A 26,205-nucleotide genomic window follows, 5' to 3' on the forward strand; every position below is an offset into this window, starting at 1 on the left:
CACCAGGGCCGGTCAGCGGGCTCCGCCTTGCCTCTTCGACCCTGGCCGGCGACACAGCCGACGGGAACCATCAGCAGTGAGAAAGGGCGATCGCCCACCTCGCCTCAGTCCCGGCCCAGGAGATGACGACATGACCGTGACCGTCCAGCACCCTGCCGACGCCAGTCGCACCATTACCCTGTGGCGCGGCTTCACCGGCGATGAGTGGCAGCGGCACATCGACGTCCGTTCTTTCATCCAGGCCAACTACACGCCCTACGAGGGCGATGCCGCGTTCCTCGCCGGTCCCACGGAGCGCACCCGCACCGTGTGGAAGACCGTCACCGCGCTCTTCCCGGAGGAGCGTCGCAAGGGTGTGCTCGACGTGGACACCGCCATGCCGTCCACCATCACCTCCCACGCGCCCGGTTACATCGACCGCGACCGGGAACTGATCGTCGGATTGCAGACCGATGCTCCGCTGAAGCGGGCGATCATGCCCAACGGCGGGCTGCGGATGGTGGACAACGCGCTGCGCGCGTACGGCTTCGAACCGGATCCGTTCGTCACCAAGGTCTTCGGCACGTACCGCAAGACCCACAACGACGGTGTCTTCGACGCCTACACCCCCGAAATGCTGGGCGCACGCAGGGCCGGCATCATCACCGGCCTGCCAGACGCCTACGGGCGAGGCCGCATCATCGGCGACTACCGTCGCGTCGCGCTGTACGGAACCGCCCGGCTGATCGAGGCCAAGCGAGCCGAGCGGACCCGGCTGGACGAGGCACCGTCCACGGCCGACGTGATCCGCGACCGCGAGGAACTGGCCGAGCAGATCAGGGCACTGGGCGAGCTGGAACGGATGGCCGCCTCCTACGGCTGCGACGTGTCCCGTCCCGCAGCCACCGCGCACGAGGCCATCCAATGGCTCTACCTCGGCTTCCTCGCCGCCGTGAAGGAGCAGAACGGCGCGGCGATGTCCCTGGGCCGCACCTCGACCTTCCTGGACGTCTACCTCCAGCGTGACCTCGACGAAGGAAAAATCGACGAGAGCCGCGCCCAGGAACTCATCGACGACTTCGTGATCAAGCTGCGGATCGTGCGGTTCCTGCGTACACCGGAGTACGACGCACTGTTCTCCGGCGACCCCACCTGGGTCACCGAGTCCATCGGCGGCATCGGAGAGGACGGCCGCCCCCTGGTCACCCGCACGTCCTTCCGTTTTCTCCAGACCCTGCACAACCTCGGCCCCGCCCCCGAGCCCAACCTGACCGTGCTGTGGTCCCCCCGACTGCCGGAGGGCTTCAAGCAGTTCTGCGCCCAGACATCCATCGACACCAGCTCCATCCAATACGAATCCGACGACCTCCTTCGCCCCCGCACCGGCGACGACACCGCGATCGCCTGCTGCGTCTCCGCGATGACGGTGGGCAAGCAGATGCAGTTCTTCGGTGCCCGGGTGAACCTGGCCAAGGCGCTGCTGTACGCCATCAACGGTGGCCGCGACGAGATGACCGGCGAACAGGTCGCACCGGCGACGGCCCCGCTGACCGGCGAGCAGCTCGACTACGGCGATGTGGCCAACGCGTACGACCGCATGCTGGACTGGCTCGCCGCGACCTACGTCAACGCGCTCAACGTGATCCACTACATGCACGACAAGTACGCCTACGAGCGCGTCGAGATGGCCCTGCACGACCACCCGGTCCACCGCACGATGGCCTGTGGCATCGCTGGACTGTCCGTGGCGGCCGACAGCCTTTCGGCCATCAAGCACGCCCGTGTCAGGGTCATTCGGGATGCCACCGGGCTCGCCGTCGACTATCACGTCGAAGGCGACTACCCGGCCTACGGCAACGACGACGACCGCGCCGACCGCATCGCGGTCGACCTGGTCCGCTCCTTCATGACAAAGGTGCGCCGCCACCCGGCCTACCGGGGTGCCGAGCACACACAGTCGGTGCTCACCATCACCTCCAACGTCGTCTACGGCAAGCACACCGGCAACACCCCCGACGGCCGCCGTGCGGGTATGCCGTTCGCCCCGGGCGCCAACCCGATGAACGGACGTGACCGACACGGGATGGCGGCATCGGCGCTGTCGGTCGCGAAGATCCCGTATGACCAGGCCCGTGACGGCATCTCCCTGACGTCCACCATCACCCCGGAGGGGCTGGGGCACGATCCGGCTGAGCGTGCGGGGCACCTCGTCGGGATCCTCGACGCCTACAGCGCCGCAGGCGGTTTCCACATGAACGTCAACGTCCTCGACCGAGCCACGCTCGAGGACGCCATGGAACACCCGGACAACTACCCTGACCTGACCATCCGCGTCTCCGGCTACGCCGTCAACTTCGTCCGCCTCACGCGCGAACAGCAACTCGACGTCGTCAACCGCACGTTCCACGGTGCGCGATGACCACGGGCCGCATCCACTCCTGGGACCTGTCCACGGGGGTGGACGGGCCCGGCACCCGGTTCGTTCTCTTCCTCAGCGGCTGTCAACTGCGCTGCCTGTACTGCGCCAACCCCGACACCTGGCACATGCGCGAGGGGCAGCAGGTCACCGTGGACGAAGTGGTCGGGCGCATCGAGCGGTACCGGCAGTTCACCGCCCTGGCCGGTGGAGGCGTGACCCTGACCGGAGGCGAGCCCCTGCTCCAGTCCGCCTTCACCGCCGAAGTGTTCCGACGCTGCAAGGAGCTCGGCCTGCACACCGCACTGGACACCTCCGGCGCCCTCGGCACTCGCGCCGACGACGCGCTCCTGGCCGATACGGACCTGGTCCTGCTCGACATCAAGTCCTTCGACGCCGGCGTCTACCGGCGTCTGACCGGCGGCAACCTCACACCCACCCTCAGCTTCGCCGCCCGGCTGAACAGGCTCGGCGTCCGGACCTGGATCCGCTACGTCCTGGTCCCCGGCTGGACCGACGATCCGGCTGCCATCGATGGGCTGGGCCGCTTCCTCGCGGAGCTGGACAACGTCGACCGCGTCGACGTCCTGCCTTTCCACAAACTCGGCACCCACAAGTACGACTCGCTCGGCATCCCCTTCCCGCTCCGCGACAATCCGGTTCCGGACGCCGCACTGGTCGAGCGCGTTCGCGACCAGTTCCGGTCACACGGCTTGCAGGCAAGGTGAACCAGCCGAATGCGCGTCACACGAGACAGTGTCGGCCTGTCCGCGGGCGGGCTTCTGCTCCGCCTTGGGGCTACCACAACCAGCGTTGTACGGTACTGGCCCAGCTCATTCCGGCGCCGACAGCGGCGTGCAGAACGGTGCTCTCCGGGTGGAGGCGGCCGTGGCCCCATGGCGGCCGCCTCCACCCCGAGGCGTTCGAGCGGGGGATCCGACGCTCGGTCGCCACCAGTCCTGTCACCTTGCTGGAGACCCTGCACGCGGGAGCCTTGGCTTGGCTCGCCCGCACTGCCGTGGACGACGACGGACCGATCGGGCTGGACGAGTACCTGCTGCTCAGTCAGGCGATCGGCGGGATGCCCGCGCAGCAGATGCAGGAGGCATTCCACCGCCTGGACCGTGACGGGGACGGGACACTGGATCCGGCCGAGATTGACGCCGCCGTCGTGGAGTTCTTCGCCAGCGAGGACCCAAACGCCCCGGGCAACTGGCTCTACGGACCGTTCTGACCGGCTCCCGCACCCCCACCCTCGATCTGAACAACCGAGACCGCCTCCCATTGGGCTGACCGAGAAACCTGGGCGGGGACCTTCGGCCCGGACGAGGTACCTAGGGCCCCTCTTCTGTCCGGCGCTGGGGTGTCAGCGTGGAGCTGTCCCCAACAGCGGTCGGCCAGGAGGAGCTATGGAAGGCAACAGCAGAGGTCCGGACCTCGGATCGGTCATCGTCGGTGTCGATGGGTCCGAGCCTGCCCGGTGGGCGGCGCTCTGGGCGTCGGACGAGGCTGCGCGGCGCCGTCGCCCCCTGCACATCGTGTACGGGTCCGATGTCGACGGCCGGGTCCTCGAGCTTTCGGACGACGACATGGAGAGGGTCCGTGTCGCAGGGCGTGAACTGCTGGACGTTACGGCCGAGGCCGTCCGGGCCCGGCATCCCGCGCTCTCGGTCACGACGGAGTTCAGCCGTAGCGGGCCTGAGATGAGCCTGCGCCGGGCCGCGAGCGACCGCGGCACCCTTGTCGTGGGCAACCGGGGACCGGGCGGATTCAGCTCCTTGACCCTGGGCTCGGTCGGCCTCAAGGTCGCGGCGGACGCTCGTACACCCGTGATCGTCGTGCGGGGGAGCGAGGACGGGGCCGCGCACGGTGTCGTGCTGGCCGCCGCGCGCGACGAGCGCGATCTCGATTGCGTCCGTCACGCCGCGCGCGAAGCGGAGCTGCGCAAGGCCTCGCTGCGGCTGCTGTACGTACAGGGCGTCCTGCAATCCGTCGGCTCTGCGGCCGGAGCAGTCGATGGCCGGAACAGGGCCGGCGGCCCCCACGGGCAGAGCTTGAAGGCCGTAGCCGAGCAGATCCGGGCCGAGTGCCCCTCGCTGACGGTCCAGGCGGATGCGGAGAGGAGTGTGTCCGTCGCCGGGGTGCTGGTGGAGGCCTCCCGCCATGCCGATCTGCTGGTCATGGGTGGGCGCCGTTCGCCCGGCCACCTCGGGCGCACCCTGGGGCGCGTGACGCACAGCCTGCTGCACCACGCGCACTGCCCCGTCGAACTGATCCCGCGGCACGCCGACGAGCACAGGAGCGAGGCGTCATGACGGCCACCGGGATGGCCACCACCGAAGTCGGCGAGATTCTCGTCCGCATCGACCCGGCGGAGAACTGGTACGCGAGCTTGGCCCGGGCAGCAGCCGAGGCCGAGAAGCGCGGGCTGGGGCTTCGCCTCGTCCTTACCACAGCCCCTCGACAAGACCTGCCCCCTGCCGCCGAGAGCCGAAGTACCACTACCGGCCAGTGCCCCTCAGAGGCGGAACGGTGGGGCGAGGAAGACGTCCGTCGTGAAGAACGAGACACAGGCGGAACGCGGTAGCGCCAGGCACACGCCGAGCCCGGCCGGTGGTCATCACCCGGCCGGGCTCGGCGCGCATGGGTTGCTCCCAGGTCTGCGGTCAGACGCGGACAGTCAGGGCAACCCGGCACACGTGATCGCTTCAAGCGTGCGGTACGACCGCGACCGGGGCTGAGGCGTGGTGGAGGACAGCGTGGACGACCGGGCCGAGATGGGTGCCGACGGCGGAGCGGCGTATCCGCCGGCCGACGACGACCAGTGAGGCATCTGCCGAGGCTTCGACGAGCTGGTTGGCGGGTTGCCCGACCGAGCAGTCCACTTCGACACGGACTTCGGGGTACTTGTCGCGCCAGGGCCGCAGTTCGTCGGCGAGCGCTGTCGCCGTGGAGGCCGCCAGGCCGTCGCGCACCTCGGCCGCGAGCAGCGCCGGGTCGAACGCGAAGGCGGGCGGCATGCTCCAGCGGTGGATCACGCGCAGTGGGGCCCGGCGTACGGCCGCCGCGTCGAAGGCGTGGTCGAGGAGCTCGGCAGACGGGTTGGAGAGGTCCAGCCCGAGCACGACCGACCGGTCGACTTCTCCCCGTGCCCCGTCACTGCCGGATACGGGCAGGCAGTCGGCGTTCAGCCAGTCGCCCGGCCGCACGACCACGACCGGGCACTCGGCGTGGGCGAGCACGGCCTGGGAGACGGATCCGACGAGGAAACCGGTCATCGCCCCAAGCCCGCGCGAGCCGAGTATCAATACCTCGGCCTCCTGCGCGGCAGCGACCAGGACGGTCAGCGGCCGCCCGTCCACCTGCTCCGTGGTGATCTCCAGGCCGGGGTGCCGCTCGGTCAACTGCAGCGCGACCTCCCGGGGGATGCGCTCAGCCCAGTACTGGGGTGACGGGGTGGCCTCGGTGTGCGACGCGTATCCGTAGGACGGGATCCACTCCTCCATGGCGTGCAACAGCTTGAGGGGGAGCCGGCGCCGCCGGGCCTCCCGGGCGGCCCACTCGGCGGCGGCAAGAGATGCAGGGGATCCGTCGATTCCCGCAATGACCGTACGTGACATGGTGTTTCCTCCGGAGCCTATGGGGCGAATACCGTCGTCGGCGGTGTGTGTCCCACCCTTCCCTTCCGTACCGTGGGGGAGCGATGGTCCAGCAGACCCGGGGAATGGGCCGAACGTCCCTCGTCGCCCGGCCGGACAGTGGCTGTGCCGGACACGGACGTGCGCGGTGCTCACACCGGTCGCCAAGCACCTGGTACGCGAAGCAGCCCGTGTCCCTCACAGCGGGAACGCGGGCAACGGCGATGGGGAGCGCCGTGAATGGTCAGTCGTGGGGGATTACGGCCACCGGCGTCCGGCAGTGGTGCAGGACCGCACGGGTCACACCTCCGGTGTGGGGACCGAGCCGGGATTTCCCGGTCGCGGCGGCCCGTGATGCGGAGGCCGGCCGTGTGGGAAGCCTCCACCAGCCGTCGCGCCGGGTGGCCGGGGCGGATCTCCCCGGTGACATGCAGGCCTGGGCACGCGTGCCGCCACTGCTCGATCACCTGGGTCACGTTTCGTGCGGTCCTCGCGTCCGCAGCACCGGGCGCCATGGCCGAAGAGGCCTGCGCCGCATCGTTGCCGAGCCCGCGCTGGGCATGCGGGCTGTGTAGGACACTCAGCGGTACACCGAGCCGGTGGGCCCGGGAGAAGGCGTGGTCCAGAACGTCGTCGCACGGGTGCGAGAGGTCCAGGCCGAGGACGACGCCGCCGTTCGGGATCGGAGCGCGGCCCGGAACCAGGACGACAGGATGCCGGGTACGGGCGACCACGGACAGGGCCACCAAACCGGACACGAACCCGGCGACCCCGCCCAGACCGCGGGAACCGAGCACCAACAGCTCGGACTCCTCGGCGGCCCCGCACAGAACGGTGGCTGGCTCTCCGCACAGCTCCTGCGCGACCACGTCCAGGCCCGGATGCGTGCGCCGTATCCGCTCGGCCGTGGAGCGCGGGTCCGCGTCGTACGGCTCCTGCCGGGGGCGAGAGCCGATGAGCGGTGAATGGACGTCCGGTTCCAGGCCCCACACGTGCAGCAGGCGAAGGGCGAGACCGCGTCGGCGCGCTTCGTCCGCGGCCCAGGCGACGGGGGCCAGGCTTTCGCGAGATCCGTCGAGACCGACGGTGATCGCCCGGGATCGCCGGACCCCGAGATCGGGTGGCGAGGTTGCTACGGGGGCACCACCGAAGGACCTCCGGGGCTGGGACGGCAAGCCGTGCGGTTGGGAGAGGCGAGCCGCAGCTCAGGCGAAGACGGCCTTGAGGGCCCGCAGCGCCGTCAACGGGTCGGACAGTGCGTGGTAGACGGCCGGAACCTCCTTGGCGACGCCCAGCAGTTCGTACACCGCGTGCATCGCCCCGCGGACGGAGTACTCGACGGTGAAGACGAAGCCGGTGTAGGGTGCGCCACTGCCGTCGAGTGCGCCACCGGTCTGCGGCAGTTCCTCCAGGATGTGGATGTTCTCGCCGGGCATTCCCGCGTCCCGTACGAGGAAGACCGCCGCGGCCAGCGAGGCGATTCCTCCGCCGATCAGAGAGGCGTGCGAGCTCTGGGCTTCGTTCGTCATGGCCATGCCCTTCCAAGAACGAGGTGCCTCCCCGCCACTTTGTCCACTCAACTCCCCTGGCAGCAGAACCCACAGGAGCCGAGGGGCCTGGTCGCCAGGTCCGTTGGTCCCTTCGGTGCCCCTGGTGGAGGATCCGTATCCGGGGGACTACATGTGCCCGCCTTTGATGCGTCGCGTGTCGGCAGCCGGTCCTCACCGGGGCAGCTCCGGCCAGCTCCCCCTGGCCAATGTCTCCGGCCTCGCTCACTCGCAGACCAGCACCCGGCCAGGAGGCTGGCCGGAACTGGGGCCCCAGGCGGGCGCCGCCGCGTGCGCCGCGTCCAGCGCCCGCTCCACGTCCTCGGAGGTGCCCCGGGCGACCTCCGTGAAGGTCTGGCCGTTGACGGGGGAGGGGTTCGCGAAGTACCGGCCGCGTGCGGGCGCGACGTACTCGCCGCCGATGAAGTGGTCGTAGCGGGACGCCTACGACATGAGCGCCCCCTCGGTGCCGGGCGCAGCGTAACGGGCCCTGGTGTCCTCCCCTTGCCGGGCATAGGGGTGGAGGGCCGCGGAGACGGCGCCGACCGCCAGCCGCCTCGTCAGGGCGGTGAAGTCCGCGTCCAGCGGACGGGCCGGGCGATAGGAGTGCGACAGTGGCGCCGCCGGCCCAAGCAGCGTGCGCAGCCGCGACATCTCGGCGCGCAGCGTCACCGGTGACACCGACTCGTCCTCGTACAGGGCGAGCAGGTGCGCCCCGTGCGCGGCGAACGCGCCGACGAGATCCCGGAACAGCGGCATCACCCGGGCCAGCGGGTGCTCCTCCCGGTAAGCACGCAGATCCGCCCCCGCCAGCTCCACCCGTGGCGCGCACTCGGGGCTGAGCCGGGCCCGCGCGCACCGCCGCCAGGACCGCGCGATGACCGCCCGGACCGGCGCGTCCACCCGACCGTCCCGGGTGAACGCGGCGTGCGCCCGCCGCAGTTCGCGCGAGCGGGCCGCGGGATCGGCCCCGTCCGGCAGTGCCACCGACGGATCCCGGTCGCCCATGTCACCCTCCCGTGGTGCCGCGGTACCTGCCCGCAGCGCCCCATCGTCGTCGCGGGACCGCACCCCGGCAAGCGGTACGTCGGCCACGGCACGGGCACCGTTCCGGCCGGATCCGGGCGGTACGGGGTGGAGGTGCCGGACGGTACGCAGCCGCCGGGTCCCACGGAGTGAGCGAGGTCAGCGGCCTGGCGACCAGACCGCGCCGCTCCATCCCGTCCGCCTCCGTGATCGCCGCGAGGGTCTCGCGTACGACGGCCTCGTGCGGCGGGCCCGACGCGCCTCGGTGGGATCCATCGGCACCTACTGGTCACGCAGCCGCACCAGGGGGCGCTTCGCCCTGGTCACCGAGGGTGTGGCGCCGGCTGACGGAGAGCAGCGCGCCGCGGTGCTCCCGCCGGCGTCGGCGCTGTCGGCGGCGTCGGCCGGGTCGAGGGAGCCGGGCCCCGCATTCTGTCCGGCTGCCGGGAACGTGTGGTCGGCGCGGCGCGTTGAGGGGGTAGTGGTCGACGTCACATGGAGGTGGCCGTAGATGTCCAGTCGCGGAAAGGTCGCGGTTGCCGGAGTTGCGGCAGCCATCGTGTTGTTCTGGGCCGTGGGTTTCTGGGCGGGCCTGCTGGTCCTGATCGGGGTGCCGGCCGCGGCCTACCTCCTGCTCGATCCTTCCCAGCGGCGTCGGGTGCGCGGCCTGTCCAGGAAGCAGCTCGGCCGCTGACGGAGGCGCGGGGTGCGTGATGCGGGGCGCGGGGCGCGTGGTGCACTGCGCGCGGCCGATGTGGGGCCCGCGTGGGCCGGTCCGAGGAGTGGCCGGGCTCCGGCTGGTGTGCGGAGCCCGGCGGGCTGCGCCGCGGCGTGAGAGGAGTCGCGTGTGGGTGGGGCGCAGAGTGCCCGTGCGCCCACCGTACGGACGGCCGACCGGCCGGTTCGGTTCAGGCCGCGCCGCTCACGACGACCGGAGGAAGCTCCGCTTCGAGCAGCATCTGGGACGCGTGGTCGACGAGGCTGCGGAGGACCGGCTGGTAGGCCTCGTCGCCGCCGAGTTCGTCCAGGATCCGGTAGGCCTCCGCGCGGAAGCCGTCGATCTCGGCGCGGTAGCGGTCGAGGGCGAGGGGCGTGCGGAGCATGCTCGCCAGTTCCCTCCTGGCCTGGTGCGACCGGCTCGCGGCGGCGCACAGCCCCAGCATGTGTTCCCGGGAGAGGGGGGACGCGTCCTCTAGGACGGAGGCGAGCAGGTAGGTCACGGTGCCGTTGGCCAGGTCTTCGTCGCGCCCGGACAGGATGTCTTCCTGGTCGTTGAAGAGCTGCCACAGGATTCCGAAGATGTAGCCGAATTCGCGCCAGAGTTCGACCTTCTCATGCGTCGTTCCGGAGAATAAGGCGGCCATGGCGGTGATCATGCCGAAGGGGGCGCCGGATTTTCCGCGGTATGTCTGCACCACCGATGTGCGGGAGGCGTTGCGGATGTCCCCGCGCATGTCGTCTATCTGGCCGTCGACTCCGATGATCCAGCCGTTCAGGATCTCGTTTATCAGAGCGCCGTGCGTCGTTTCCGGGAGATCTTGCGCCAGGACGATCTGAATGGGGAGCGCATTGCCGATGATGACGGAGGCGAGCAGTGCTTCGTCCTCGGTGAGGGCGCCGGAGATGGACGCGCCGTCGGCATCGGCCAGGTCATCGAGATAGCAGGCCGAGGTCCACCACAGCAGGTGCACCGCCGACAGCGGGACGGCCGGGCCGGGATTCCCCGTCTCTATGGCGTGCGTGAGCAACGGGAGCACTGACAGGGGATGTCTCAGTTTCCGCTGTTCCAGGAGCCTTGCGACGCAGTTCCGTGTGGTCGCGGCGGCCGGGCCGAGTCGGTCCAGAGCGGCTTCGATCTCCGTATCGATGTCCTGCGCGACCTTCCGGTGCAGGTCCAGATACGACATGGAATTCAAGAGTGGCCTCCATCGTGGAATGAGCGTGGGGGTGAGGTGCGCACCCTTTGAGCCGTGTGACTGGCCGATTCGATCATTCCGGAGGAAGGGGATCCAGAGCGATTTTCAGTCGATGTGGCCGGATCCTATTAGTTGACTCGTTAAACTACCGCCGGTAATGAACATTTCACGCCATGCAATGGATCAGTAATGGCCATCCATCGAGGTGGTCGCCCACTCCGGCTGCCGCAGTTCGCCGGGTGGCCCGAATTCGACCATGTAGGGCTTGAGGTCGAGTACAGGTGTGCCGTCCACGGCGTCGAGGCCCACCACGCGGACGTCCAGCCCGTCGACCTTCACCACCCGGCACCGCGACACACCCAGCCGGTTGGGCCGGTTCTTCCCGTGCTGCGCGAAGACGCCGACCAGTGGCCGGTCCGGGTTGTCGCGCGGGTGCCGCGTACCCGTCTCGATCCTCTCGACGGGCACCCGGTCGAAGTGGTGGACGACCTCGACGTGCGAGAAGTCCTCCAGCCCGTGGAGGGCTTCCGGACCGAACCGGCCGCCGTCCAGGCGGATCACCGCCGTCTCCCGCCCCCAGCCGTCGTCCACGACCTCGGCGCGACCGCCCACGGCCGCACCCACCGGCTCCGACTCCGCCACCGTGTCCCCCTCGTGCCGTCGCTCGGGCGGACGCCCTTCGTCCGCGCGTCGTGCCCGGTCCCTGTCCGCGCGCGGCCGTTCGACCGCGTCCGCGCGCCGCCACTCGCCCGTGTCCCGGGCGGCCCGGCCCGGCCGCGGGTCACACCGGCCGGACCGCGACGCCGTCGAGCGCCGCCAGCAGTTCCGGCAGGTCGGGATCCCCCTCCCGGGGGACCGTGAGCACTTCGCCCGGCTCCTCGTCCAGGAGGACGAAGGCCGCCTCGCCGGTACGGGCCACCAGCGACCAGCCGGGCCCGTCCACGCGCAGGGTCCGGGCCCCTTCGCCGGCGAAGGAGGACCGCACGCGGCCGGGCGGCGGCGGGGTCCGCGTGTACTCCATCGCCTCCTCCAGCGCACGAGCCAGCCCGGGGTGCGCCGCAGCGGCGGCCCCGCCGTCCGTCGCCACGCGCTCGCGCCAGTCGGCCCATTCCCGGGCGATCTGGTCCGCGCCCAGCCGTCGCTGCACCGGGCCCCACGCCTCGGCCGACGGCGGCGCCAGCGGCACCCGCCCCGTACCGTCCGCACCCTGCTCCGGATCGTGCGGTTCCGGGACCCCCGGTGCGGCCACGGACAACTCCACCGGCCAGCCCGCCAGCGAGACCACGATCGTCCGCTCGTCGGGCGACAGGTCGTACTCCATGCCGCAGTCCCACGACGCGATGGCCGCGGCCACGAGCGAGACGTCGTCGACGACGACCGTCCAGCGCGCGCCCTCCTCGTCCTGGCCCAGCACCAGCCCGTACCCCTCCCGGTTGGGCGCCACGCCCAGCAGGGAGCAGGCCTCGGGGAAGTCGTCCCCCAGGAAGCCGGGGAACTGCGCGGGGGTCAGGAGCACGGCGGTCAGCACGTACAGCGAGCCGCCACCCTCGTCGTCGGACACCTGGCCTCCAGCTTGCTCTCTCGTCGGCGCACCTTAACTAGTCGGTAACCCGTGCGTCGAGAGCTGCGGGCCACGATTTCCAAGGCCGCCACCTGCACGTAGAGTTGGGGACCCGCCACAGAAAGGGACACCCGGTGCAGCGTTACGACCGGCTGAAGGAGATCCTCCGGCTCGACCCCGACGAGGACTTCCTCGCCATCTACCGGCTCACCACCACCTACGAGTTCCCCTGGGACTTCGCCCGCGCCCTGGAGCTCGCGCTGTTCCGGACATACGCCGTCCCCAGCATCGGCGGCCTGCTGGCCGAGACCGCCGAGTTCACCGAGCGCACCCAGAAGCGCTACGACGACACCGCACTGCTCCTCGACGCGGTCGTCGAGCACGGCTTCGACAGCGACACCGCGCGCACGGCGATCCGCCGCGTCAACCAGATGCACCGCAGCTACGACATCTCCAACGACGACATGCGCTACGTCCTGTGCACGTTCGTGGTGATTCCGGCGCGCTGGCTGGATGCCTACGGCTGGCGTCCCATGACCCACCACGAGCGCCGGGCGAGCTCCAACTACTACGCCACGCTCGGCCGGCACATGGGCATCACGGACATCCCGGGCTCCTACGAGGAGTTCGAAGCCACCCTCGACGCCTACGAAGCGGCCCACTTCGGCTGGGACAAGGGCGCCCGCTCGGTCGCCGACGCCACCCTCGACCTGATGGCCTCCTGGTACCCGGCGCCGCTCGCACCCGCCGTGCGCCGCGGGGGCGTCGCCCTGCTCGACGACTCACTGATCGACGCCTTCCGGTTCGAGGCCCCGCGCGCCGGGGTCCGGAAGCTGGTGCAGGGTGCGCTGAGGCTGCGGGGCCGTGCGGTCCGGCTGCTGCCCCCGCGCCGGACCCCGCACTACGCCCGCCAGAACCCGGAGATCAAGGGCTACCCCGGTGGCTACGACGTGGGTGAGCTCGGCACGTTCCCCGTGCCCGGCTCGGGCGGCTGCCCCGTGCCCCATCCCCGCCGGCCCGCCGGAGCCGAGGCCCAGCCCCCGGCCTGATCCCGGCCACCTGCGCGGGCGCCGGGTGCGGTGCCGACGTACCGGCGTTCCGGCGTTCCGGGCGGGCGTGCTGCCCGGCAGCGTGTGCGGGGGCGCTCAGGTCAAGGACGGCGCGCTGCCAGTGCCAGGAAGCGGTGCTCCTCGTCCGCGTACGAGGTCATCTCCCAGCCCGCGGCGGCCAGCAGCGGGCCGAGGTTGTGCTCGGCCCGCAGGTCCTGCGGGGTCAGCTCGCGGCCCTGGCGCGCGGCGAGCGCCGCCCGCCCGATCGGGTGGAAGAGCGCGAGCCGGCCACCCGGGCGGACCACACGCCACAACTCGTGCAGGTTCGCCGGGGGATCGGGCAGGTGGGCGATGAGCCCGGCGGCGAACACCGCGTCCAGCGCCTGGTCGCGCAGCGGCAGCCGGGCCACGTCGGCGATCAGCAGCGCGCCCTCGGCGGCGCGCCCGGCCCGTTGAGCGGCGGCCAGCATCTGCGGGGTGAGGTCCACGCCGAGCACGGTCCCCGTGGGCCCGACGGCCGCCCGCAGCGCGCCCAGGGCGCGCCCGGTGCCGCAGCCCGCGTCGAGCACCCGGTCCCCGGGCCGCAGCCCGCACTCCGCCACGGCGGTGGCGAAGGCGGGCCCGTCCTCCGGGAACTTACGGTCCCAGTCGGCTGCCCGCGCCCCGAAGAACTCCTGCACGTGCGTGTGGTCTTCGCTCATGGGCCCATGATCCCCCACGACTGCGCGTCCGGGTGTCCGCGGGCCGTGCGCAAGGTGGCGCCTGGGGTGATCGAAGGTGAACGTAGCTCTGTCATATTCCAGCACTTCCAGCTGCTTTCGAAATGCGCCCCCTGTTCGCGCCCTCACCCGGACTAGCGTCCGGTGGCCATGGGACACCTGGGACATCTGGACCATGCCGCCTACGGCTGGCTGACACCCGTGCTGTCATATGTGATGGCATCGATCGGCGCCGCCCTCGGGCTGCGCTGCACGGTCCGCGCACTCGCCGCGACCGGAGCCGTCCGCCGCAATTGGCTCCTCACGGCGGCCTCCGCCATCGGCACCGGCATCTGGACCATGCACTTCGTCGCGATGCTCGGCTTCGAGGTCACCGGTACCGAGATCCGCTACAACGTGCCGCTCACCATCCTGAGCCTGCTCGTCGCCGTGCTGGTCGTCGGCGCCGGTGTCTTCGCCGTCGGCTACGGCAGCGCCCGCGGCCGTTCCCTCGTACTGGGCGGCCTCACCACCGGACTCGGTGTCGCCAGCATGCACTACCTGGGCATGGCGGCCCTGCGCCTGCACGGCGAGGTCTCCTACGACCCGCTCGTCGTAGGCCTCTCCGTCGCCATCGCCGTGGTCGCGGCCACCGCCGCCCTCTGGGCCGCGCTCAACATCAAGTCGCCCGTGGCCGTGGCGGCGGCCTCGCTCGTCATGGGCGCGGCCGTCAGCAGCATGCACTACACGGGGATGATGGCCGTCGCCGTCAGCGTCAGCCCCTCGGACGCGGCCCTGTCCGGGGCCACCGCGATGCAGTTCATCTTCCCGCTCGCCGTCGGACTGGGCTCCTACCTGTTCATCACCGCCGCCTTCGTCGCGCTCTCCCCGACGGCCGACGAGCGCGCCGCCTCCGCCTCCGCCCGGCATCTGGGGGAACGCACCGCGGCCGCCCGCTGACGGCCGAGCCCCCCGCGCCCCCGCGACCCTCCGCAGACCGCAGACCGCAGACCGCAGACCGCAGACCGCAGACCGCAGACCGCAGACCGCAGACCGCAGACCGGCGGTACGACCCGCCGGCCGACCGCACCCGTAGGCAGCGCCCGGAACGAGGAGCCCATGCGCACACCCCGCAGAAGACCGGAAGCAGCGGCGCCGCGGCTGCCCGCGCCCCCGGCACGCGGCCGCCGGGCCCATGCCGGGCCACCGGCCGAGGAACCGGCGGAGGACCCGGCGCGGCAGCAGCCGGGCCGGGCCGACGACGGCCGCACGCCCCGGCCGGCCGTCCCGCCCCGGCGAGGTCCCCGGACCCGGCTGCGCCCCGCCACCGTCCGAGCGAAGATCGTCTCCCTGCTGATGGTCCCGGTCGTCTCGCTCCTCGCGCTCTGGGCCTTCGCCACCGTCAACACCGCTCAGGACATAGCCCGGCTGGGCCGGATCCAGCAGGTCGACTCCGAGATACGCGTCCCCGTCGCAGCCGCCGTCGCCGAACTCCAGGCCGAACGGCGGGCGGCCGTCCGCCTCCTGGCCGACCCCGCCGCCGACCCGGGCACCCTGGACCAGCAGGCCCGCCGCACCGAGACCGCGGTCCGCGCCCTGCGGCTCGGCGACCGCCACACCGTCGCCGACTCCGGCGACTACCGCTCGGACATCGTGGTCCGCCTCGACGCGTTCGTCGTCGCCGCAGAGGAGCTGGGCTCGGCCCGCAAGGACATCACCGACCGCCGGGCCACCCCCGAGGCTGCCTTCGCCATCTACACCCGGGTGGTCGACGCCGCTTTCGCCGTGGGCGGCTCCCTGACCGGGGGTGAGAACGCCGAACTCGGCCCCGACGCCCGGATCCTGCTCGAATTCGCCCGCGCCGCGGAGCTGCTGTCACGAGAGGACGCCCTGCTCGCACTGCCGGGGCAGCGTAGCGCCGAAACGCTTCGGCAGCTGACCGGCACCATCGAGTCCCGCCGCGCGCTCACCGAGAGCGCGGCGCGGGACCTGCCGGCCGCCCAGCAGGACGCCTGGCAGTCCGTAGCCAAGAGCTCCGCCTACGCCGACCTCACCGGTGCCGAGGACCGGGCGCTGGCCGCCGGCACCTCCCGGGACGGCCGCGGGGCACCCGCCGGGTGGGAGACCGCCCACAGCGGCATCAGCACCTCGATGCGGGAGATCGCGGAGGCCGCCCGCACGGCGGCCGCGGACCGGGCCGACCCCGTCTCTGAGGGGGCGTTCAGCCCTGCGGGCGCCGCCGTGCTGCTGGGCCTGGCGGCCGTCGCCGCCTCCCTCGTCATCTCCGTCCGGATCGGCCGGGTCCTGGTCGTCGAGCTCGTCTCACTGCGCAACACCGCCCTGGAGATCGCCCACCGTAAACTCCCGGACGCGATGGACCGGCTGCGTGCCGGCGAGGAGATCGACGTCGTCGCCGAGACCCCGCCCGGTCCGCCCGCGGACGACGAGATCACCCAGGTCGGTGAGGCCCTGGGCACGGTCCACCGGGCCGCGCTCAGCGCCGCCGTCGAACGGGCGGAACTCGCCAGCGGGGTCTCCGGAGTCTTCGTCAACCTCGCCCGCCGCAGTCAGGTCCTCGTGCACAAGCAGCTCACGCTGCTCGACTCGATGGAGCGGCGTGCCGACGACCCGAACGAGCTGGGCGACCTCTTCCGCCTCGACCACCTCACGACCCGGATGCGCCGGCACGCCGAGAGCCTGATCATCCTCTCGGGTGCGGCCCCCGGCCGGGCCTGGCGGATGCCCGTCCCCCTGACCGACGTGGTCCGGGCCGCCGTCTCGGAGATCGAGGACTACCCGCGCATCGAGGTCCGTCGGCTCGCCGAGGCCGCGGTGGTCGGCGGAGCCGTCGCCGACCTCACCCACCTGCTCGCCGAACTCATCGAGAACGCCGCCCAGTTCTCGCCCCCGCACACCAAGGTCCGGGTCAGCGGTGAACCGGTCGGCACCGGTTACGTCCTGGAGGTCGAGGACCGCGGCCTGGGCATGGGCCGCGAAGCCCTGAGCGATGCCAACCGGCGCATCGAGCAGTCCGAGGACCTCGACCTCTTCGACAGCGACCGGCTCGGCCTCTTCGTCGTCAGCCGCCTCGCCGCCCGGCACGGAATCAAGGTGCACCTGCGCACCTCGCCCTACGGCGGCACCACCGCCGTGGTGCTCCTGGCCCACTCCCTGCTCCAGGGCGCCGTCGGAGCCGGGGCACCGGCCGCAAGCCCGGCCGGTGCCGGCGCCAGTACCCATGTCGACGTCGATGCAGGTGCCGTTCCGGGCCGCGGGCACCGGGAGGAGCAGGCCGCCGCCCCGCGGACGGCCCCGTCCAGGGCCTCGTCCCCCGGCCACTCGCGGGACCCGGCAGCGGCGGCGAACCGGCCCCCCGGCGTGATCGCCGTACGGGACGACGCGCGCGGCCCGGCCCTCGTGCGGGACGGCGGGCCCGGCGCCCCGGTCCGTAGCGGCGCGGCCGCCGACGCGGCCGAGGACCAGCGCCCGGCACCGGTGGCGCCGCTGCGGCCGCGCCCCACGGGCGGCGCGGGCGCCCGTACACAGGCCGCCGCGCCGTCCGCGCTGTCCGCGGCATCGTCGGGCCCCGCGGCCTCCGCGGGCCCCTCCTCGGCCTCCGCGGGCCCCGCGGCCTCCGCGGGCCCCTCCTCGGCCTCCGCGGGCCCCTCGGCCTCCTCGGACTCCTCGGACTCCGTGACGGAACTCCCGCGCCGGGTGCGCCAGGCCAGCCTGGTCCCTCAGCTCCGCGAGGCCCCCACCCTCCAGGAGCCCGCCGGCGTCCGGCTGCCCGAGGACCCGCCGGGGCGTAGCCCGGAACAGGCCCGGGACCGGATGGCGGCCTACCGGGCCGGATGGGTCCGCGGCGCCGAGGAGAACTCCCCCCACGCAGGCAGCGAAGGAGACGTGTGATGATCGAACACCAGAGGATCGGCCACGACGGCATCCGCTGGGCGGGTGAACTCGACTGGCTCCTGGACGACCTGGTGCACCGGGTCATCGAGGTCCGGCACGCCGTGGTCCTCTCCAACGACGGTCTGGCGGTCGGCGCCTCCAGCGCGCTCAGCCGGGAGGACGCCGAGCACCTGGCAGCGGTGGCCTCCGGCTTCCACAGCCTGGCCAAGGGCGCAGGCAGGCATTTCCACGCCGGGGGCGTCCGTCAGACGTTGGTCGAGATGGACGAGGGTTTCCTCTTCGTCGCTGCGGCCGGAGACGGCTCCTGCCTGGCCGTGCTCAGCACCGCCGGCGCCGACATCGGACTGATCGCCTACGAGATGGCCCGGCTGGTGAAGCGGGTCGGCGAACACCTCTACACCCCGACCCGGTTCGCGGCGCGGCCGCCGGCCGCAGGCTGAGGGCGGCGGTCCGCCCCATGAACGGCCAGTGGTACGACGCCGAAGCAGGTCCGCTCGTACGCCCGTACGCCATGACCGGAGGGCGTACGAAGCCGGGGCCGCACGGGGTCCGCTTCGACCTGATCGCCCTGGTCGCGGTGGATCCGGAGGGCGGCGCGGACGAGGCGGCCGAGTCGCTGCTCGGCCCCGAACACCGGGCACTGCTGGGGCTCTGCCGGTCCGAGACCCAGTCGGTGGCGGAACTCGCCGCCGACGCCGATCTGCCCGTGGGAGTCGTACGGGTACTCCTCGGGGACCTGCTGGAGGGCGGGCACGTCAGGGTCAGCCGTCCGGTACCCCCCGCCCAACTGCCCGACGTACGGATTCTGCGTGAAGTCATCGAGGGATTGAGAGCGCTTTGATGGAACACCACGACAACCGGACCTCCGGATCGCCCGGAGAAGCCCTGGACACGGATCCGGGATCGGTGGGGGAGGACGGTGAACCGGCCGCCCTCGCGCTGAAGATCCTCGTGGCGGGCGGCTTCGGGGTGGGCAAGACCACGCTGGTCGGTGCGGTGAGCGAGATCCGGCCGCTGCGCACGGAGGAGCAGCTGAGCGAGGCGGGTGAACTGGTCGACGACACGGGGGGCGTGGACCAGAAGACGACCACGACCGTGGCCATGGACTTCGGGCGGATCACCATCCGGTCCGGGCTGTCCCTCTATCTGTTCGGCACCCCGGGGCAGGACCGGTTCTGGTTCCTGTGGGACGAGCTGTCGCAGGGGACGCTCGGTGCGGTGGTGCTCGCCGACACACGGCGGCTGGAGGACTGCTTCCCGGCGGTCGACTACTTCGAGCACCGGCGCATCCCCTTCGTCGTCGCCGTCAACTGCTTCACGGAGGCACGGCGCTACGGCGCGCACGACGTGTCGCGCGCACTGGATCTGGAGCAGGGCACTCCGGTGGTGCTGTGCGATGCACGCGACAAGGACTCGGGCAAGGAAGTGCTGATCAGGCTGGTCGAGTACGCCGGGCGGGTGCACACCGCCCGGCTGCTGGATTCGGTGGGGCCGCAGGCCGGTTCCGGGTGAGCCGGGGTACTCGGCGTGGACCTGGCCGACCCGGCGAATCAGGTGGACCGGGCGGACCGGGTGGACCGGGTGCGCCCGGCGGGCGCGTGCGGACCGGCCCGGCCCGGCCCGGTGGGTGGATCAGTCGGCGACCCCGGCGACGGCGATCACCTTGTCGATCGGGACACGGACCAGGAGTTCGCCCGGCACGGCGTTGCGGCGGCCGTACGCCTCGGCCTCCTCCTCGCCCATGTAGCGGGCGGCGATACGCGTCGCCCAGGCGAGCATCCCGTCCACGTCGTCGGCGTGTCCGCTGATCTCCGCGCGGCCCTGGAGGACCACGTAGGAGAACGGCGGCCGGTCGTCGTCCACGCACAGCGCGACGCGGCCGTCCCTGGCCAGATTGCGTCCCTTGACGGTGTCCTTCCCGGTGTTGAAGACGAAGGAGTCCCCGTCGAGCACGAACCAGATGGGCGCGACGTGCGGACTTCCGTCCTCGCGGACGGTGCAGAGCTTTCCGGTGCGGGTGGAACGGGAGACGAATGCCCGCCATTCCTCTTGAGTCATCTTCTTCGCCATGGGTACATCCTCCTTGCCGGAAAGGCGCTGGTGGGGAAGGCTTGCGGCACGAGTACGCGGGGTGGGGCGCGGCCGAACGGGCCGCGTCGACGGGGAGGGGCCTGGAATGGCACTGGACAAGCAACTGGACTGGCTGCTGGACGACCTGACGCGCAGGGTCCCGCAAGTGCGGCACGCGGTGGTCCTGTCCAATGACGGTCTGGTGACAGGGGCGAGCGCGGGGCTGCCGCGGGAGGACGCGGAGCACCTGGCGGCCGTCGCGGCGGGGCTGCAGAGTCTGGCGAAGGGTTCGGGACGGCACTTCAGGGCCGGTGAGGTCCGGCAGACGATGGTCGAGTACGACGACGGGGCGCTCTTCGTCATGGCGGCCGGCGCGGGCAGCTCCTTGTGCGTGCTGAGCGCGGCCGAGGCGGACATCGGTCAGGTCGCCTACGAGATGACGCTGCTGGTCAACAGGGTGGGCGAGCACCTGGGAGTCGCGGAGCGCCGCATCACCGGCGGCTGAGCCGGCGGCGGATCCGGCGGCGGCTCTCGGCGGGCGCGTGGAGTTTTCCACAGGCCTCGCGGGGTGTCGTCGCAGCACGTTACGGTCTTCACGCAGAGTAATCATTGCTCGTGGGGGAGGATCGTGATGACGTACATGGTGACCGCACCGCCGCAGGACCGGGCCGTGCGCGAGGAGGACCCGGCGGCCGCCCGCGGCGACCGTACCGACTGTGCCGACCGTGCCGCGCAGCCGCTCGTGGGCAGTGCGCAGGCCGCAGGGGAACTGGGGCTGACGCGCGGCGAGTTGGCCAGGGCCGTCCAGCTGGGGATCGTGCGGGCCGGGCCGCCGACGACCGGCGGGGCCGCACGCTTCGCACGGGCGGAGCTGGCGCGGGTGCGGGCCGCGGCCGAAGGCCCGCCGGACGCGCTGCGCCGCCGGGTCGAGACCGTGGCCGGGGCGCAGGCGGCGGCCGAGGTGCTGGGGATCGGCCCGAGCCGGTTCACCCGGCTCGCGCGCTGCGGGCACTTCATCCCCGTCGGCTACCGGATCAATCGCTACCGCGCCGTCGTGTGGCTCTATCTGACCGTGGAGCTCAGGGAGTTCGCCGACCGGCAGCCGGACCTGCTGCGCGGGAGGGCGTCCGCCCAGGACCGGGACCTGCTGGAGGCCAAGGGGGACCTGCGCCCGCGCACCTGGCGCGGGCGGCATGTGGGACTCCTGCTGAGACGGACCGCCGACCCATGGGCCCGAGCGGCCGTGCTGGCAGGCGTGCTTCCCGAGGACGAGCTGCGCGAGGCCGTGCCCGATCCGGCGGAGCGGATTGTCCTGGCCGCGCTGGCCCCGCCCCCGCCGTACGGGCATCCGCAGGTTCCCGCAGCCGCCGCGGTGGCGGAGGGGCTGCTGCGGGCCGGGCCGCCCGACGAGGTCCACTGGTACCGCAGCAGCCTGGAGTTCGCCCTGACCGGGGCCCGTGGTCAGTCGAAGTCGACCGGGGAGAGAGGCCCGATGTAGACCCAGGCCCCCTCCTCGCGGGAGAAGGCGCTGTGCTCGCGCAGTGAGCCGGTGTGCCGGCCCTCCCGGTAGTGCGCGCGGAACTCCACCGAGCCCTCCGTCTCGAACATCCCGCCGCGCTCCGTCGCGAGGATCTCCAGCCGCTCCCAGCGCTGCCCGGGATCCAGGTCGAGGGCGGCCGGGCGCGTCGAGGAGTGCCAGGAGCGCAGCAGGTAGGCGGCGTCACCTACCGCGAAGGCGCTGAAGCGGGAGCGCATCAGCAGTTCGGCGGTGGGTGCCTGCCGGTCACCGGAGTGGAAGCGGCCGCAGCACTCCGGATAGGCGGCGGGCAGCCCGCAGGGGCACGGCAGGGCGGGGGTGGGCATCGGTCTGCTCAGTTCTTCGGTGCGGGATCGGACGACCGGCCCGGCTGGTCCGGGCTCGGCTGCTGGGCGTGGTACGGGCGGAAGAGTCCCTCCTGGACCACGGAGACCAGCAGTCTGCCCTCCAGGTCGTAGATGCGGCCCCGGGCCAGGCCCCGGCCCCCGTGCGCGATGGGCGACTCCTGGTCGTACAGGAACCACTCGTCGGCCCGGAACGGCCGGTGGAACCACATGGCGTGGTCGAGCGAGGCCATGTCGAAACCGCGCATGCCCCACAAGGGCTCCACGGGGATGCGCACGGCATCGAGGAGGGTCATGTCACTGGCGTAGGTGAGGGCGCAGGTGTGCACGAGCGGGTCGTCGCCCAGGGGGCCGACCGCTCGCATCCACACCGCGCTGCGCGGATCGGCGCCCTTGAGCTCCTCGGGGGTCCAGCGGAGCCGGTTCACGTAGCGGATGTCGAAGGGCTGGCGGCGGGCCATCCGCTCCAGTGCCTCCGGCAGCGCCCCGAGGTGCTCGCGGATCTCGTCCGCGACCTTGGGGAGCGTGTCGGTATGGGGGACGTGGTGAGGAGGCAGCTGGTGCTCGATGCTGCCTTCCTCCGGATGATGGAAGGAGGCGGTGAGATTGAAGATCGTCTTGCCCTGCTGGACCGCGGTGACCCGGCGCGTGGTGAAGGACCGCCCGTCGCGCACCCGCTCCACCTGGTACACGATCGGCACCCCGGGGCTGCCGGGGCGCAGGAAGTACGAGTGCAGCGAGTGGACCGGACGGTCGCTCCCGACGGTGCGGCCCGCGGCCACCAGCGCCTGGCCGGCGACCTGGCCGCCGAAGACGCGCTGGAGGGACTCCTGCGGGCTGGCGCCGCGGAAGATGTTGACCTCGATCTGCTCCAGATCGAGCAGATCGACCAGTCTCTCGGCGGGGTTCGTCATCAGAGGATCTCCACTGTCGGGTCCGGGCGGTCCGGCGGCCTGCCGGATCAGGTCACAGGGCGCCGAGTTCGCCGACCGAGGTGACGCGGACGACCGCCCGGCCCTCCTCGTCGGACGCGGCCAGGTCGACCTCGGCGCTGATGCCCCAGCCATGGTCGCCGTTCGGGTCGGCGAAGGTCTGGCGGACGCGCCACAGACCGTGCGCCGCGTCCTCCTCGATCCGGAGGAGCTTCGGGCCGCGGGCGTCGGGGCCGGTGCCCAGGTCGTCGTACTCGTCCCAGTACGCGTCCATGGCCTCGCCCCAGGCGTCGGCGTCCCAGCCCGACTCGGCGTCGAGCTCGCCCAGCATGTCGACGTTGTCGAGGGCGGCCAGCTCCACCCGGCGGAACATGGCGTTGCGGACCAGGACACGGAAGGCGCGCGCGTTCGCGGTGACCGGCTTGACCTGGTCGGCCTTCTCCTGGGCCTGCTCCGCCGTCTCCACCTCCGGGTTCGCCAACTGCTCCCACTCGTCGAGCAGGCTGGAGTCGACCTGGCGGACCAGCTCGCCCAGCCAGGCGATCAGGTCCTCGAGGTCCTCGGACTTGAGGTCGTCGGGGATGGTGTGGTCCAGCGCCTTGAACGCGCTCGCGAGGTAGCGCAGCACGATGCCCTCGGTGCGGGCCAGCTCGTAGAAGGAGGTGAACTCAGTGAAGGTCATCGCGCGTTCGTACATGTCGCGGATGATCGACTTCGGGGAGACGGGGTGGTCGCGCACCCAGGGGTGGCTCTTGGCGTACACGTCGTAGGCGTGGGAGAGGAGCTCTTCCAGAGGCTTGGGATAGGTGACGTCCTGGAGCCGCTCCATCCGCTCCTCGTACTCGATCCCGTCGGCCTTCATCTGGCCGACCGCGATCCCGCGCTCCTTGTTCTGCTGGGCGGCAAGGATCTGGCGCGGGTCGTCGAGGGTGGACTCCACGACGGACACCATGTCCAGCGCGTACGAGGGGGACTCCGGGTCCAGCAGGTCGAAGGAGGCCAGCGCGAAGGTGGACAGCGGCTGGTTGAGCGCGAAGTCCTGCTGGAGGTCGACGGTGAGCCGGATGGTGCGGCCCTCGGTGTCCGGGGCGTCGAGCTTCTCCACCACGCCGCCGTCCAGCAGCGAGCGGTAGATCGCGATGGCTCGCCGGATGTGCCGCAGCTGGGCCTTGCGCGGCTCGTGGTTGTCCTCCAGCAGGGAGCGCATCGCCTGGAAGGCGTCGCCGGGCCGGGCGATCACCGACAGCAGCATGATGTTGGTGACCTTGAAGCGCGAGGTCAGCGGTTCCGGGTCGGCGGCGATCAGCTTCTCGAAGGTGGTGTCCGACCAGGCGACGAAGCCCTCGGGGGCCTTCTTGCGGACCACCTTGCGGCGCTTCTTCGGGTCGTCGCCCGCCTTGGCGAGCGCCTTCTCGTTCTCGATGACGTGCTCGGGCGCCTGGGCGACCACGAAGCCCGCCGTGTCGAAGCCGGCCCGGCCGGCCCGTCCGGCGATCTGGTGGAACTCGCGGGCGCGCAGCGTACGGACCCGGTTGCCGTCGTACTTGGTGAGCGCGGTGAACAGCACGGTGCGGATGGGGACGTTGACGCCGACCCCGAGCGTGTCCGTGCCGCAGATGACCTTCAGCAGACCGGCCTGCGCGAGCTTCTCCACCAGGCGCCGGTACTTGGGCAGCATGCCGGCGTGGTGCACGCCGATGCCGTGCCGTACGTACCGCGAGAGGTTCTGGCCGAACTTGGTGGTGAAGCGGAAGTTGCCGATCAGCTCCTGGATCTTGTCCTTCTCCTCGCGCGTGCACATGTTGATGCTCATGAGCGACTGCGCCCGCTCGACCGCCTGGGCCTGTGTGAAGTGCACGATGTAGACGGGGGCCTGCCTGGTCTCCAGCAGCTCCGTGATCGTGTCGGTGATCGGCGTGGTGACGTACTCGTACGACAGCGGGACGGGACGCGTCGCGGAGCGGACCACCGACGTGGGCCGGCCGGTGCGCCGGGTCAGGTCGTCCTCGAACCGCTTCACGTCGCCGAGGGTCGCCGACATCAGGACGAACTGCGCCTGAGGCAGCTCCAGCAGCGGAATCTGCCAGGCCCAGCCGCGGTCCGGCTCGGCATAGAAATGGAACTCGTCCATCACGACCTGGCCGATGTCGGCGTGCTTGCCGTCGCGCAGTGCGATGGATGCCAGCACCTCGGCGGTGCAACAGATCACCGGGGCATCGGCGTTCACCGAGGCGTCACCGGTCAGCATGCCGACGTTCTCGGTGCCGAAGAGCTTGCACAGGTCGAAGAACTTCTCCGACACCAGCGCCTTGATCGGGGCGGTGTAGAAGGTCACCTTGTCCTGGGCCAGGGCGGTGAAGTGCGCACCGGCCGCGACCAGGCTCTTGCCGGAGCCGGTCGGGGTGGACAGGATCACGTTCGCCCCGGAGACGACCTCGATCAGCGCCTCCTCCTGAGCCGGGTACAGAGTGATGCCCTGCTCCTCGGCCCACGAGGAGAAAGCCTCGAAGAGGGCGTCGGGGTCGGCGGTCGGCGGGAGCTGATCAATGAGGGTCACGCCCCCATCTTGCCTGGCTTCCCCCCGGATCAGGGAACCGGAGGACGGGAGGAAGATCACCGGCTGTACGCTGTGCCGTCGATGTGGCCCGAACGAACCGGTCGACAGGGCCCGACACACACCAGCGGGGCGGGGAACGACCATGATGGGTCCGGCGCACTCATTGTCCGGGGCGGCGGCCTGGCTGGGGGTGGGCGCGGCCACTGCGGCCGCCGGCCACCCCATGCCCTGGCCTGTCCTCGTCGTCGGCGCACTGATCTGCGCCGGCGCCGCCCTCGCCCCGGACCTCGACCACAAGTCGGCGACGATCTCCCGCGCCTTCGGTCCGCTGTCCAAAGGGCTGTGCGAGGTGGTCGACAAGATCTCCTACGCCGTCTACAAGGCCACCCGCTCCACGAAGGACCCCCGCCGCTCCGGCGGCCACCGCACCCTGACGCACACCTGGCTCTGGGCCGTGCTGATCGGGGGCGGAGCCTCCGCGCTCGCCGTCACCGCCGACCGCTGGGGCGTGCTCGCCCTGCTCTTCGTGCACCTGGTGCTCGCGGTCGAGGGGCTCCTGTGGCGGGCCGCCCGGATGTCCAGCGACGTCCTGGTCTGGCTGCTCGGCGCGACCAGCGCATGGATCATGGCGGGGGTCCTCGACCAGCCCGGCAACGGTGCGAACTGGCTGTTCACCGAACCCGGGCAGGAATACCTCTGGCTGGGCCTGCCCATCGTGCTCGGAGCCCTGGTCCACGACATCGGCGACGCGCTGACGGTCTCCGGCTGCCCGGTCCTGTGGCCCCTGCCGATCGCAGGGAAGCGCTGGTACCCGATCGGCCCGCCGAAGGCCATGCGCTTCCGCGCCGGCAGCTGGGTGGAGCTGAAGGTCCTCATGCCGGTGTTCATCCTGCTGGGCGGCTTCGGCGGCGCCTCCGCCCTGGGCTTCATCTAGTAGGGCTTGGTCAGGTTGGGGCTGGTGTGGGTGTGCCGCGGTGGCACGTGGGGCAGGCGCCGGTCCATGTCGCGAGGAGGGTCTGTAGC

The 26,205-nt window shown here is 71.6% G+C and carries 25 protein-coding genes and 1 pseudogene; 14 read left to right on the forward strand and 12 right to left on the reverse strand.

Features of this window, described 5'->3' with window-relative positions; translation table 11 throughout:
* The first annotated feature begins 130 nt into the window (after nucleotides 1-130).
* The 4 genes from pflB (at nucleotide 131) to ACIPXC_RS31875 (ending at nucleotide 4,710) form a co-directional block, all read left to right on the forward strand.
* Nucleotides 131-2,398 (forward strand): formate C-acetyltransferase, encoded by a 2,268-nt coding sequence (pflB, locus tag ACIPXC_RS31860; protein ID WP_401625038.1) that lies wholly within the window; start codon nucleotides 131-133, stop codon nucleotides 2,396-2,398.
* Nucleotides 2,395-3,123, forward strand: a complete 729-nt coding sequence (gene pflA / locus ACIPXC_RS31865) for a pyruvate formate-lyase-activating protein (protein WP_401625041.1) — start codon at nucleotides 2,395-2,397, stop codon at nucleotides 3,121-3,123. The genes pflB and pflA overlap by 4 nt, the downstream gene beginning before the upstream one ends.
* 266 nt (nucleotides 3,124-3,389) lie before the next feature.
* Entirely contained in the window at nucleotides 3,390-3,629 is a 240-nt protein-coding gene (locus ACIPXC_RS31870; protein WP_401625044.1) for a hypothetical protein, read from the forward strand.
* Nucleotides 3,630-3,804: 175 nt separating this feature from the next.
* Nucleotides 3,805-4,710, forward strand: coding sequence for a universal stress protein (locus tag ACIPXC_RS31875; protein WP_401625047.1), 906 nt, complete (start codon nucleotides 3,805-3,807; stop codon nucleotides 4,708-4,710).
* A gap of 393 nt (nucleotides 4,711-5,103) precedes the next feature.
* On the opposite strand, the gene ACIPXC_RS31880 is transcribed toward ACIPXC_RS31875, so the two are convergent.
* The 4 genes and pseudogenes from ACIPXC_RS31880 to ACIPXC_RS31895 all read right to left on the reverse strand — a co-directional run.
* Nucleotides 5,104-6,015, reverse strand: coding sequence for a universal stress protein (locus tag ACIPXC_RS31880; protein WP_401625049.1), 912 nt, complete (start codon nucleotides 6,013-6,015; stop codon nucleotides 5,104-5,106).
* 170 nt (nucleotides 6,016-6,185) lie between these two features.
* Entirely contained in the window at nucleotides 6,186-7,208 is a 1,023-nt protein-coding gene (locus tag ACIPXC_RS31885; protein ID WP_401625052.1) for a universal stress protein, read from the reverse strand.
* A gap of 30 nt (nucleotides 7,209-7,238) precedes the next feature.
* Nucleotides 7,239-7,562 (reverse strand): oleate hydratase, encoded by a 324-nt coding sequence (locus tag ACIPXC_RS31890; RefSeq protein WP_401625055.1) that lies wholly within the window; start codon nucleotides 7,560-7,562, stop codon nucleotides 7,239-7,241.
* A gap of 252 nt (nucleotides 7,563-7,814) precedes the next feature.
* Nucleotides 7,815-8,033: pseudogene (locus ACIPXC_RS31895) on the reverse strand (aldehyde dehydrogenase family protein); the annotation flags it as partial.
* A gap of 1,084 nt (nucleotides 8,034-9,117) precedes the next feature.
* Between ACIPXC_RS31895 and ACIPXC_RS31900 the strand changes: the two are divergent.
* Nucleotides 9,118-9,300 (forward strand): hypothetical protein, encoded by a 183-nt coding sequence (locus tag ACIPXC_RS31900; protein WP_401625058.1) that lies wholly within the window; start codon nucleotides 9,118-9,120, stop codon nucleotides 9,298-9,300.
* A gap of 214 nt (nucleotides 9,301-9,514) precedes the next feature.
* On the opposite strand, the gene ACIPXC_RS31905 is transcribed toward ACIPXC_RS31900, so the two are convergent.
* The 3 genes from ACIPXC_RS31905 to ACIPXC_RS31915 form a co-directional block, all read right to left on the reverse strand.
* A complete protein-coding gene (locus tag ACIPXC_RS31905) occupies nucleotides 9,515-10,513 on the reverse strand; it encodes a polyprenyl synthetase family protein (RefSeq protein WP_401625103.1) in 999 nt (332 codons plus the stop codon).
* 192 nt (nucleotides 10,514-10,705) lie between these two features.
* Nucleotides 10,706-11,164, reverse strand: coding sequence for an SAM-dependent methyltransferase (locus ACIPXC_RS31910; RefSeq protein WP_401625061.1), 459 nt, complete (start codon nucleotides 11,162-11,164; stop codon nucleotides 10,706-10,708).
* A 139-nt stretch (nucleotides 11,165-11,303) separates the two neighbouring features.
* On the reverse strand, nucleotides 11,304-12,083 hold the full coding sequence (locus ACIPXC_RS31915) for a hypothetical protein (protein ID WP_401625064.1): 780 nt from the start codon (nucleotides 12,081-12,083) through the stop codon (nucleotides 11,304-11,306).
* Between the two features lie 134 nt (nucleotides 12,084-12,217).
* On the opposite strand from ACIPXC_RS31915, the gene ACIPXC_RS31920 reads away from it, so the two are divergent.
* Nucleotides 12,218-13,132, forward strand: coding sequence for an oxygenase MpaB family protein (locus ACIPXC_RS31920; protein WP_401625067.1), 915 nt, complete (start codon nucleotides 12,218-12,220; stop codon nucleotides 13,130-13,132).
* 101 nt (nucleotides 13,133-13,233) lie between these two features.
* Here ACIPXC_RS31920 and ACIPXC_RS31925 read toward each other — a convergent pair whose 3' ends face one another.
* The gene (locus ACIPXC_RS31925) at nucleotides 13,234-13,833 is read right to left on the reverse strand and encodes a class I SAM-dependent methyltransferase (RefSeq protein ID WP_401625070.1); all 600 of its coding nucleotides are present in this window, start codon (nucleotides 13,831-13,833) and stop codon (nucleotides 13,234-13,236) included.
* 177 nt (nucleotides 13,834-14,010) lie between these two features.
* Between ACIPXC_RS31925 and ACIPXC_RS31930 the strand changes: the two genes are divergently transcribed.
* The 5 genes from ACIPXC_RS31930 (at nucleotide 14,011) to ACIPXC_RS31950 (ending at nucleotide 19,254) form a co-directional block, all read left to right on the forward strand.
* The gene (locus ACIPXC_RS31930) at nucleotides 14,011-14,790 is read left to right on the forward strand and encodes an MHYT domain-containing protein (RefSeq protein WP_401625106.1); all 780 of its coding nucleotides are present in this window, start codon (nucleotides 14,011-14,013) and stop codon (nucleotides 14,788-14,790) included.
* Nucleotides 14,791-14,949: 159 nt separating this feature from the next.
* Nucleotides 14,950-17,739, forward strand: a complete 2,790-nt coding sequence (locus ACIPXC_RS31935; protein ID WP_401625073.1) for a nitrate- and nitrite sensing domain-containing protein — start codon at nucleotides 14,950-14,952, stop codon at nucleotides 17,737-17,739.
* Complete coding sequence (locus ACIPXC_RS31940) at nucleotides 17,739-18,182, forward strand: roadblock/LC7 domain-containing protein (protein WP_401625076.1); 444 nt, start codon at nucleotides 17,739-17,741, stop codon at nucleotides 18,180-18,182. Before ACIPXC_RS31935 ends, ACIPXC_RS31940 begins: the two co-directional genes overlap by 1 nt.
* A 17-nt stretch (nucleotides 18,183-18,199) precedes the next feature.
* Complete coding sequence (locus tag ACIPXC_RS31945; protein WP_401625079.1) at nucleotides 18,200-18,583, forward strand: DUF742 domain-containing protein; 384 nt, start codon at nucleotides 18,200-18,202, stop codon at nucleotides 18,581-18,583.
* Nucleotides 18,583-19,254 carry a GTP-binding protein gene (locus ACIPXC_RS31950; protein WP_401625082.1) on the forward strand — a complete coding sequence of 224 codons (672 nt, stop codon included), beginning with the start codon at nucleotides 18,583-18,585 and terminating at the stop codon, nucleotides 19,252-19,254. Before ACIPXC_RS31945 ends, ACIPXC_RS31950 begins: the two co-directional genes overlap by 1 nt.
* Before the next feature lie 120 nt (nucleotides 19,255-19,374).
* Here the strand turns inward: ACIPXC_RS31950 and ACIPXC_RS31955 are convergent, their stop codons facing one another.
* Nucleotides 19,375-19,812: a PPOX class F420-dependent oxidoreductase gene (locus ACIPXC_RS31955; RefSeq protein ID WP_401625085.1), complete on the reverse strand. Its 438-nt coding sequence runs from the start codon at nucleotides 19,810-19,812 to the stop codon at nucleotides 19,375-19,377.
* Between the two features lie 106 nt (nucleotides 19,813-19,918).
* Here ACIPXC_RS31955 and ACIPXC_RS31960 point away from each other — a divergent pair, with 106 nt between their 5' ends.
* Both ACIPXC_RS31960 and ACIPXC_RS31965 read left to right on the forward strand, forming a co-directional pair.
* On the forward strand, nucleotides 19,919-20,317 hold the full coding sequence (locus ACIPXC_RS31960) for a roadblock/LC7 domain-containing protein (RefSeq protein ID WP_030657457.1): 399 nt from the start codon (nucleotides 19,919-19,921) through the stop codon (nucleotides 20,315-20,317).
* 126 nt (nucleotides 20,318-20,443) lie between these two features.
* Nucleotides 20,444-21,310 carry a DUF6397 family protein gene (locus tag ACIPXC_RS31965; protein ID WP_401625088.1) on the forward strand — a complete coding sequence of 289 codons (867 nt, stop codon included), beginning with the start codon at nucleotides 20,444-20,446 and terminating at the stop codon, nucleotides 21,308-21,310.
* Here ACIPXC_RS31965 and ACIPXC_RS31970 read toward each other — a convergent pair.
* The 3 genes from ACIPXC_RS31970 to ACIPXC_RS31980 are packed head-to-tail and all read right to left on the reverse strand — an operon-like array spanning nucleotide 21,274 to nucleotide 25,182.
* Nucleotides 21,274-21,675: a YchJ family protein gene (locus tag ACIPXC_RS31970; protein WP_401625091.1), complete on the reverse strand. Its 402-nt coding sequence runs from the start codon at nucleotides 21,673-21,675 to the stop codon at nucleotides 21,274-21,276. The genes ACIPXC_RS31965 and ACIPXC_RS31970 overlap by 37 nt on opposite strands.
* A gap of 8 nt (nucleotides 21,676-21,683) precedes the next feature.
* Nucleotides 21,684-22,607, reverse strand: coding sequence for an acyl-CoA thioesterase (locus ACIPXC_RS31975; RefSeq protein ID WP_401625094.1), 924 nt, complete (start codon nucleotides 22,605-22,607; stop codon nucleotides 21,684-21,686).
* Between the two features lie 52 nt (nucleotides 22,608-22,659).
* On the reverse strand, nucleotides 22,660-25,182 hold the full coding sequence (locus ACIPXC_RS31980) for a DEAD/DEAH box helicase (protein WP_401625097.1): 2,523 nt from the start codon (nucleotides 25,180-25,182) through the stop codon (nucleotides 22,660-22,662).
* Nucleotides 25,183-25,324: 142 nt separating this feature from the next.
* On the opposite strand from ACIPXC_RS31980, the gene ACIPXC_RS31985 reads away from it, so the two are divergent.
* Nucleotides 25,325-26,116: a metal-dependent hydrolase gene (locus ACIPXC_RS31985; RefSeq protein WP_401625100.1), complete on the forward strand. Its 792-nt coding sequence runs from the start codon at nucleotides 25,325-25,327 to the stop codon at nucleotides 26,114-26,116.
* Nucleotides 26,117-26,205 lie beyond the last annotated feature (89 nt).

The sequence above is a fragment of the Streptomyces sp. NPDC090021 genome (assembly GCF_044748225.1).
Lineage (GTDB): Bacteria > Actinomycetota > Actinomycetes > Streptomycetales > Streptomycetaceae > Streptomyces.

What these genes read in the sequence shown, in the direction of transcription:
- pflB (WP_401625038.1), top strand. Translation starts at nt 131, where the DNA reads ATGACCGTGACCGTCCAGCACCCTGCCGACGCCAGTCGCACCATTACC.
- pflA (WP_401625041.1), top strand. Translation starts at nt 2,395, where the DNA reads ATGACCACGGGCCGCATCCACTCCTGGGACCTGTCCACGGGGGTGGAC.
- ACIPXC_RS31875 (WP_401625047.1), top strand. Translation starts at nt 3,805, where the DNA reads ATGGAAGGCAACAGCAGAGGTCCGGACCTCGGATCGGTCATCGTCGGT.
- ACIPXC_RS31880 (WP_401625049.1), bottom strand. Translation starts at nt 6,015, where the DNA reads ATGTCACGTACGGTCATTGCGGGAATCGACGGATCCCCTGCATCTCTT.
- ACIPXC_RS31890 (WP_401625055.1), bottom strand. Translation starts at nt 7,562, where the DNA reads ATGACGAACGAAGCCCAGAGCTCGCACGCCTCTCTGATCGGCGGAGGA.
- ACIPXC_RS31900 (WP_401625058.1), top strand. Translation starts at nt 9,118, where the DNA reads ATGTCCAGTCGCGGAAAGGTCGCGGTTGCCGGAGTTGCGGCAGCCATC.
- ACIPXC_RS31905 (WP_401625103.1), bottom strand. Translation starts at nt 10,513, where the DNA reads ATGTCGTATCTGGACCTGCACCGGAAGGTCGCGCAGGACATCGATACG.
- ACIPXC_RS31925 (WP_401625070.1), bottom strand. Translation starts at nt 13,833, where the DNA reads ATGAGCGAAGACCACACGCACGTGCAGGAGTTCTTCGGGGCGCGGGCA.
- ACIPXC_RS31935 (WP_401625073.1), top strand. Translation starts at nt 14,950, where the DNA reads ATGCGCACACCCCGCAGAAGACCGGAAGCAGCGGCGCCGCGGCTGCCC.
- ACIPXC_RS31940 (WP_401625076.1), top strand. Translation starts at nt 17,739, where the DNA reads ATGATCGAACACCAGAGGATCGGCCACGACGGCATCCGCTGGGCGGGT.
- ACIPXC_RS31945 (WP_401625079.1), top strand. Translation starts at nt 18,200, where the DNA reads ATGAACGGCCAGTGGTACGACGCCGAAGCAGGTCCGCTCGTACGCCCG.
- ACIPXC_RS31950 (WP_401625082.1), top strand. Translation starts at nt 18,583, where the DNA reads ATGGAACACCACGACAACCGGACCTCCGGATCGCCCGGAGAAGCCCTG.
- ACIPXC_RS31955 (WP_401625085.1), bottom strand. Translation starts at nt 19,812, where the DNA reads ATGGCGAAGAAGATGACTCAAGAGGAATGGCGGGCATTCGTCTCCCGT.
- ACIPXC_RS31960 (WP_030657457.1), top strand. Translation starts at nt 19,919, where the DNA reads ATGGCACTGGACAAGCAACTGGACTGGCTGCTGGACGACCTGACGCGC.
- ACIPXC_RS31965 (WP_401625088.1), top strand. Translation starts at nt 20,444, where the DNA reads ATGACGTACATGGTGACCGCACCGCCGCAGGACCGGGCCGTGCGCGAG.
- ACIPXC_RS31970 (WP_401625091.1), bottom strand. Translation starts at nt 21,675, where the DNA reads ATGCCCACCCCCGCCCTGCCGTGCCCCTGCGGGCTGCCCGCCGCCTAT.
- ACIPXC_RS31975 (WP_401625094.1), bottom strand. Translation starts at nt 22,607, where the DNA reads ATGACGAACCCCGCCGAGAGACTGGTCGATCTGCTCGATCTGGAGCAG.
- ACIPXC_RS31985 (WP_401625100.1), top strand. Translation starts at nt 25,325, where the DNA reads ATGATGGGTCCGGCGCACTCATTGTCCGGGGCGGCGGCCTGGCTGGGG.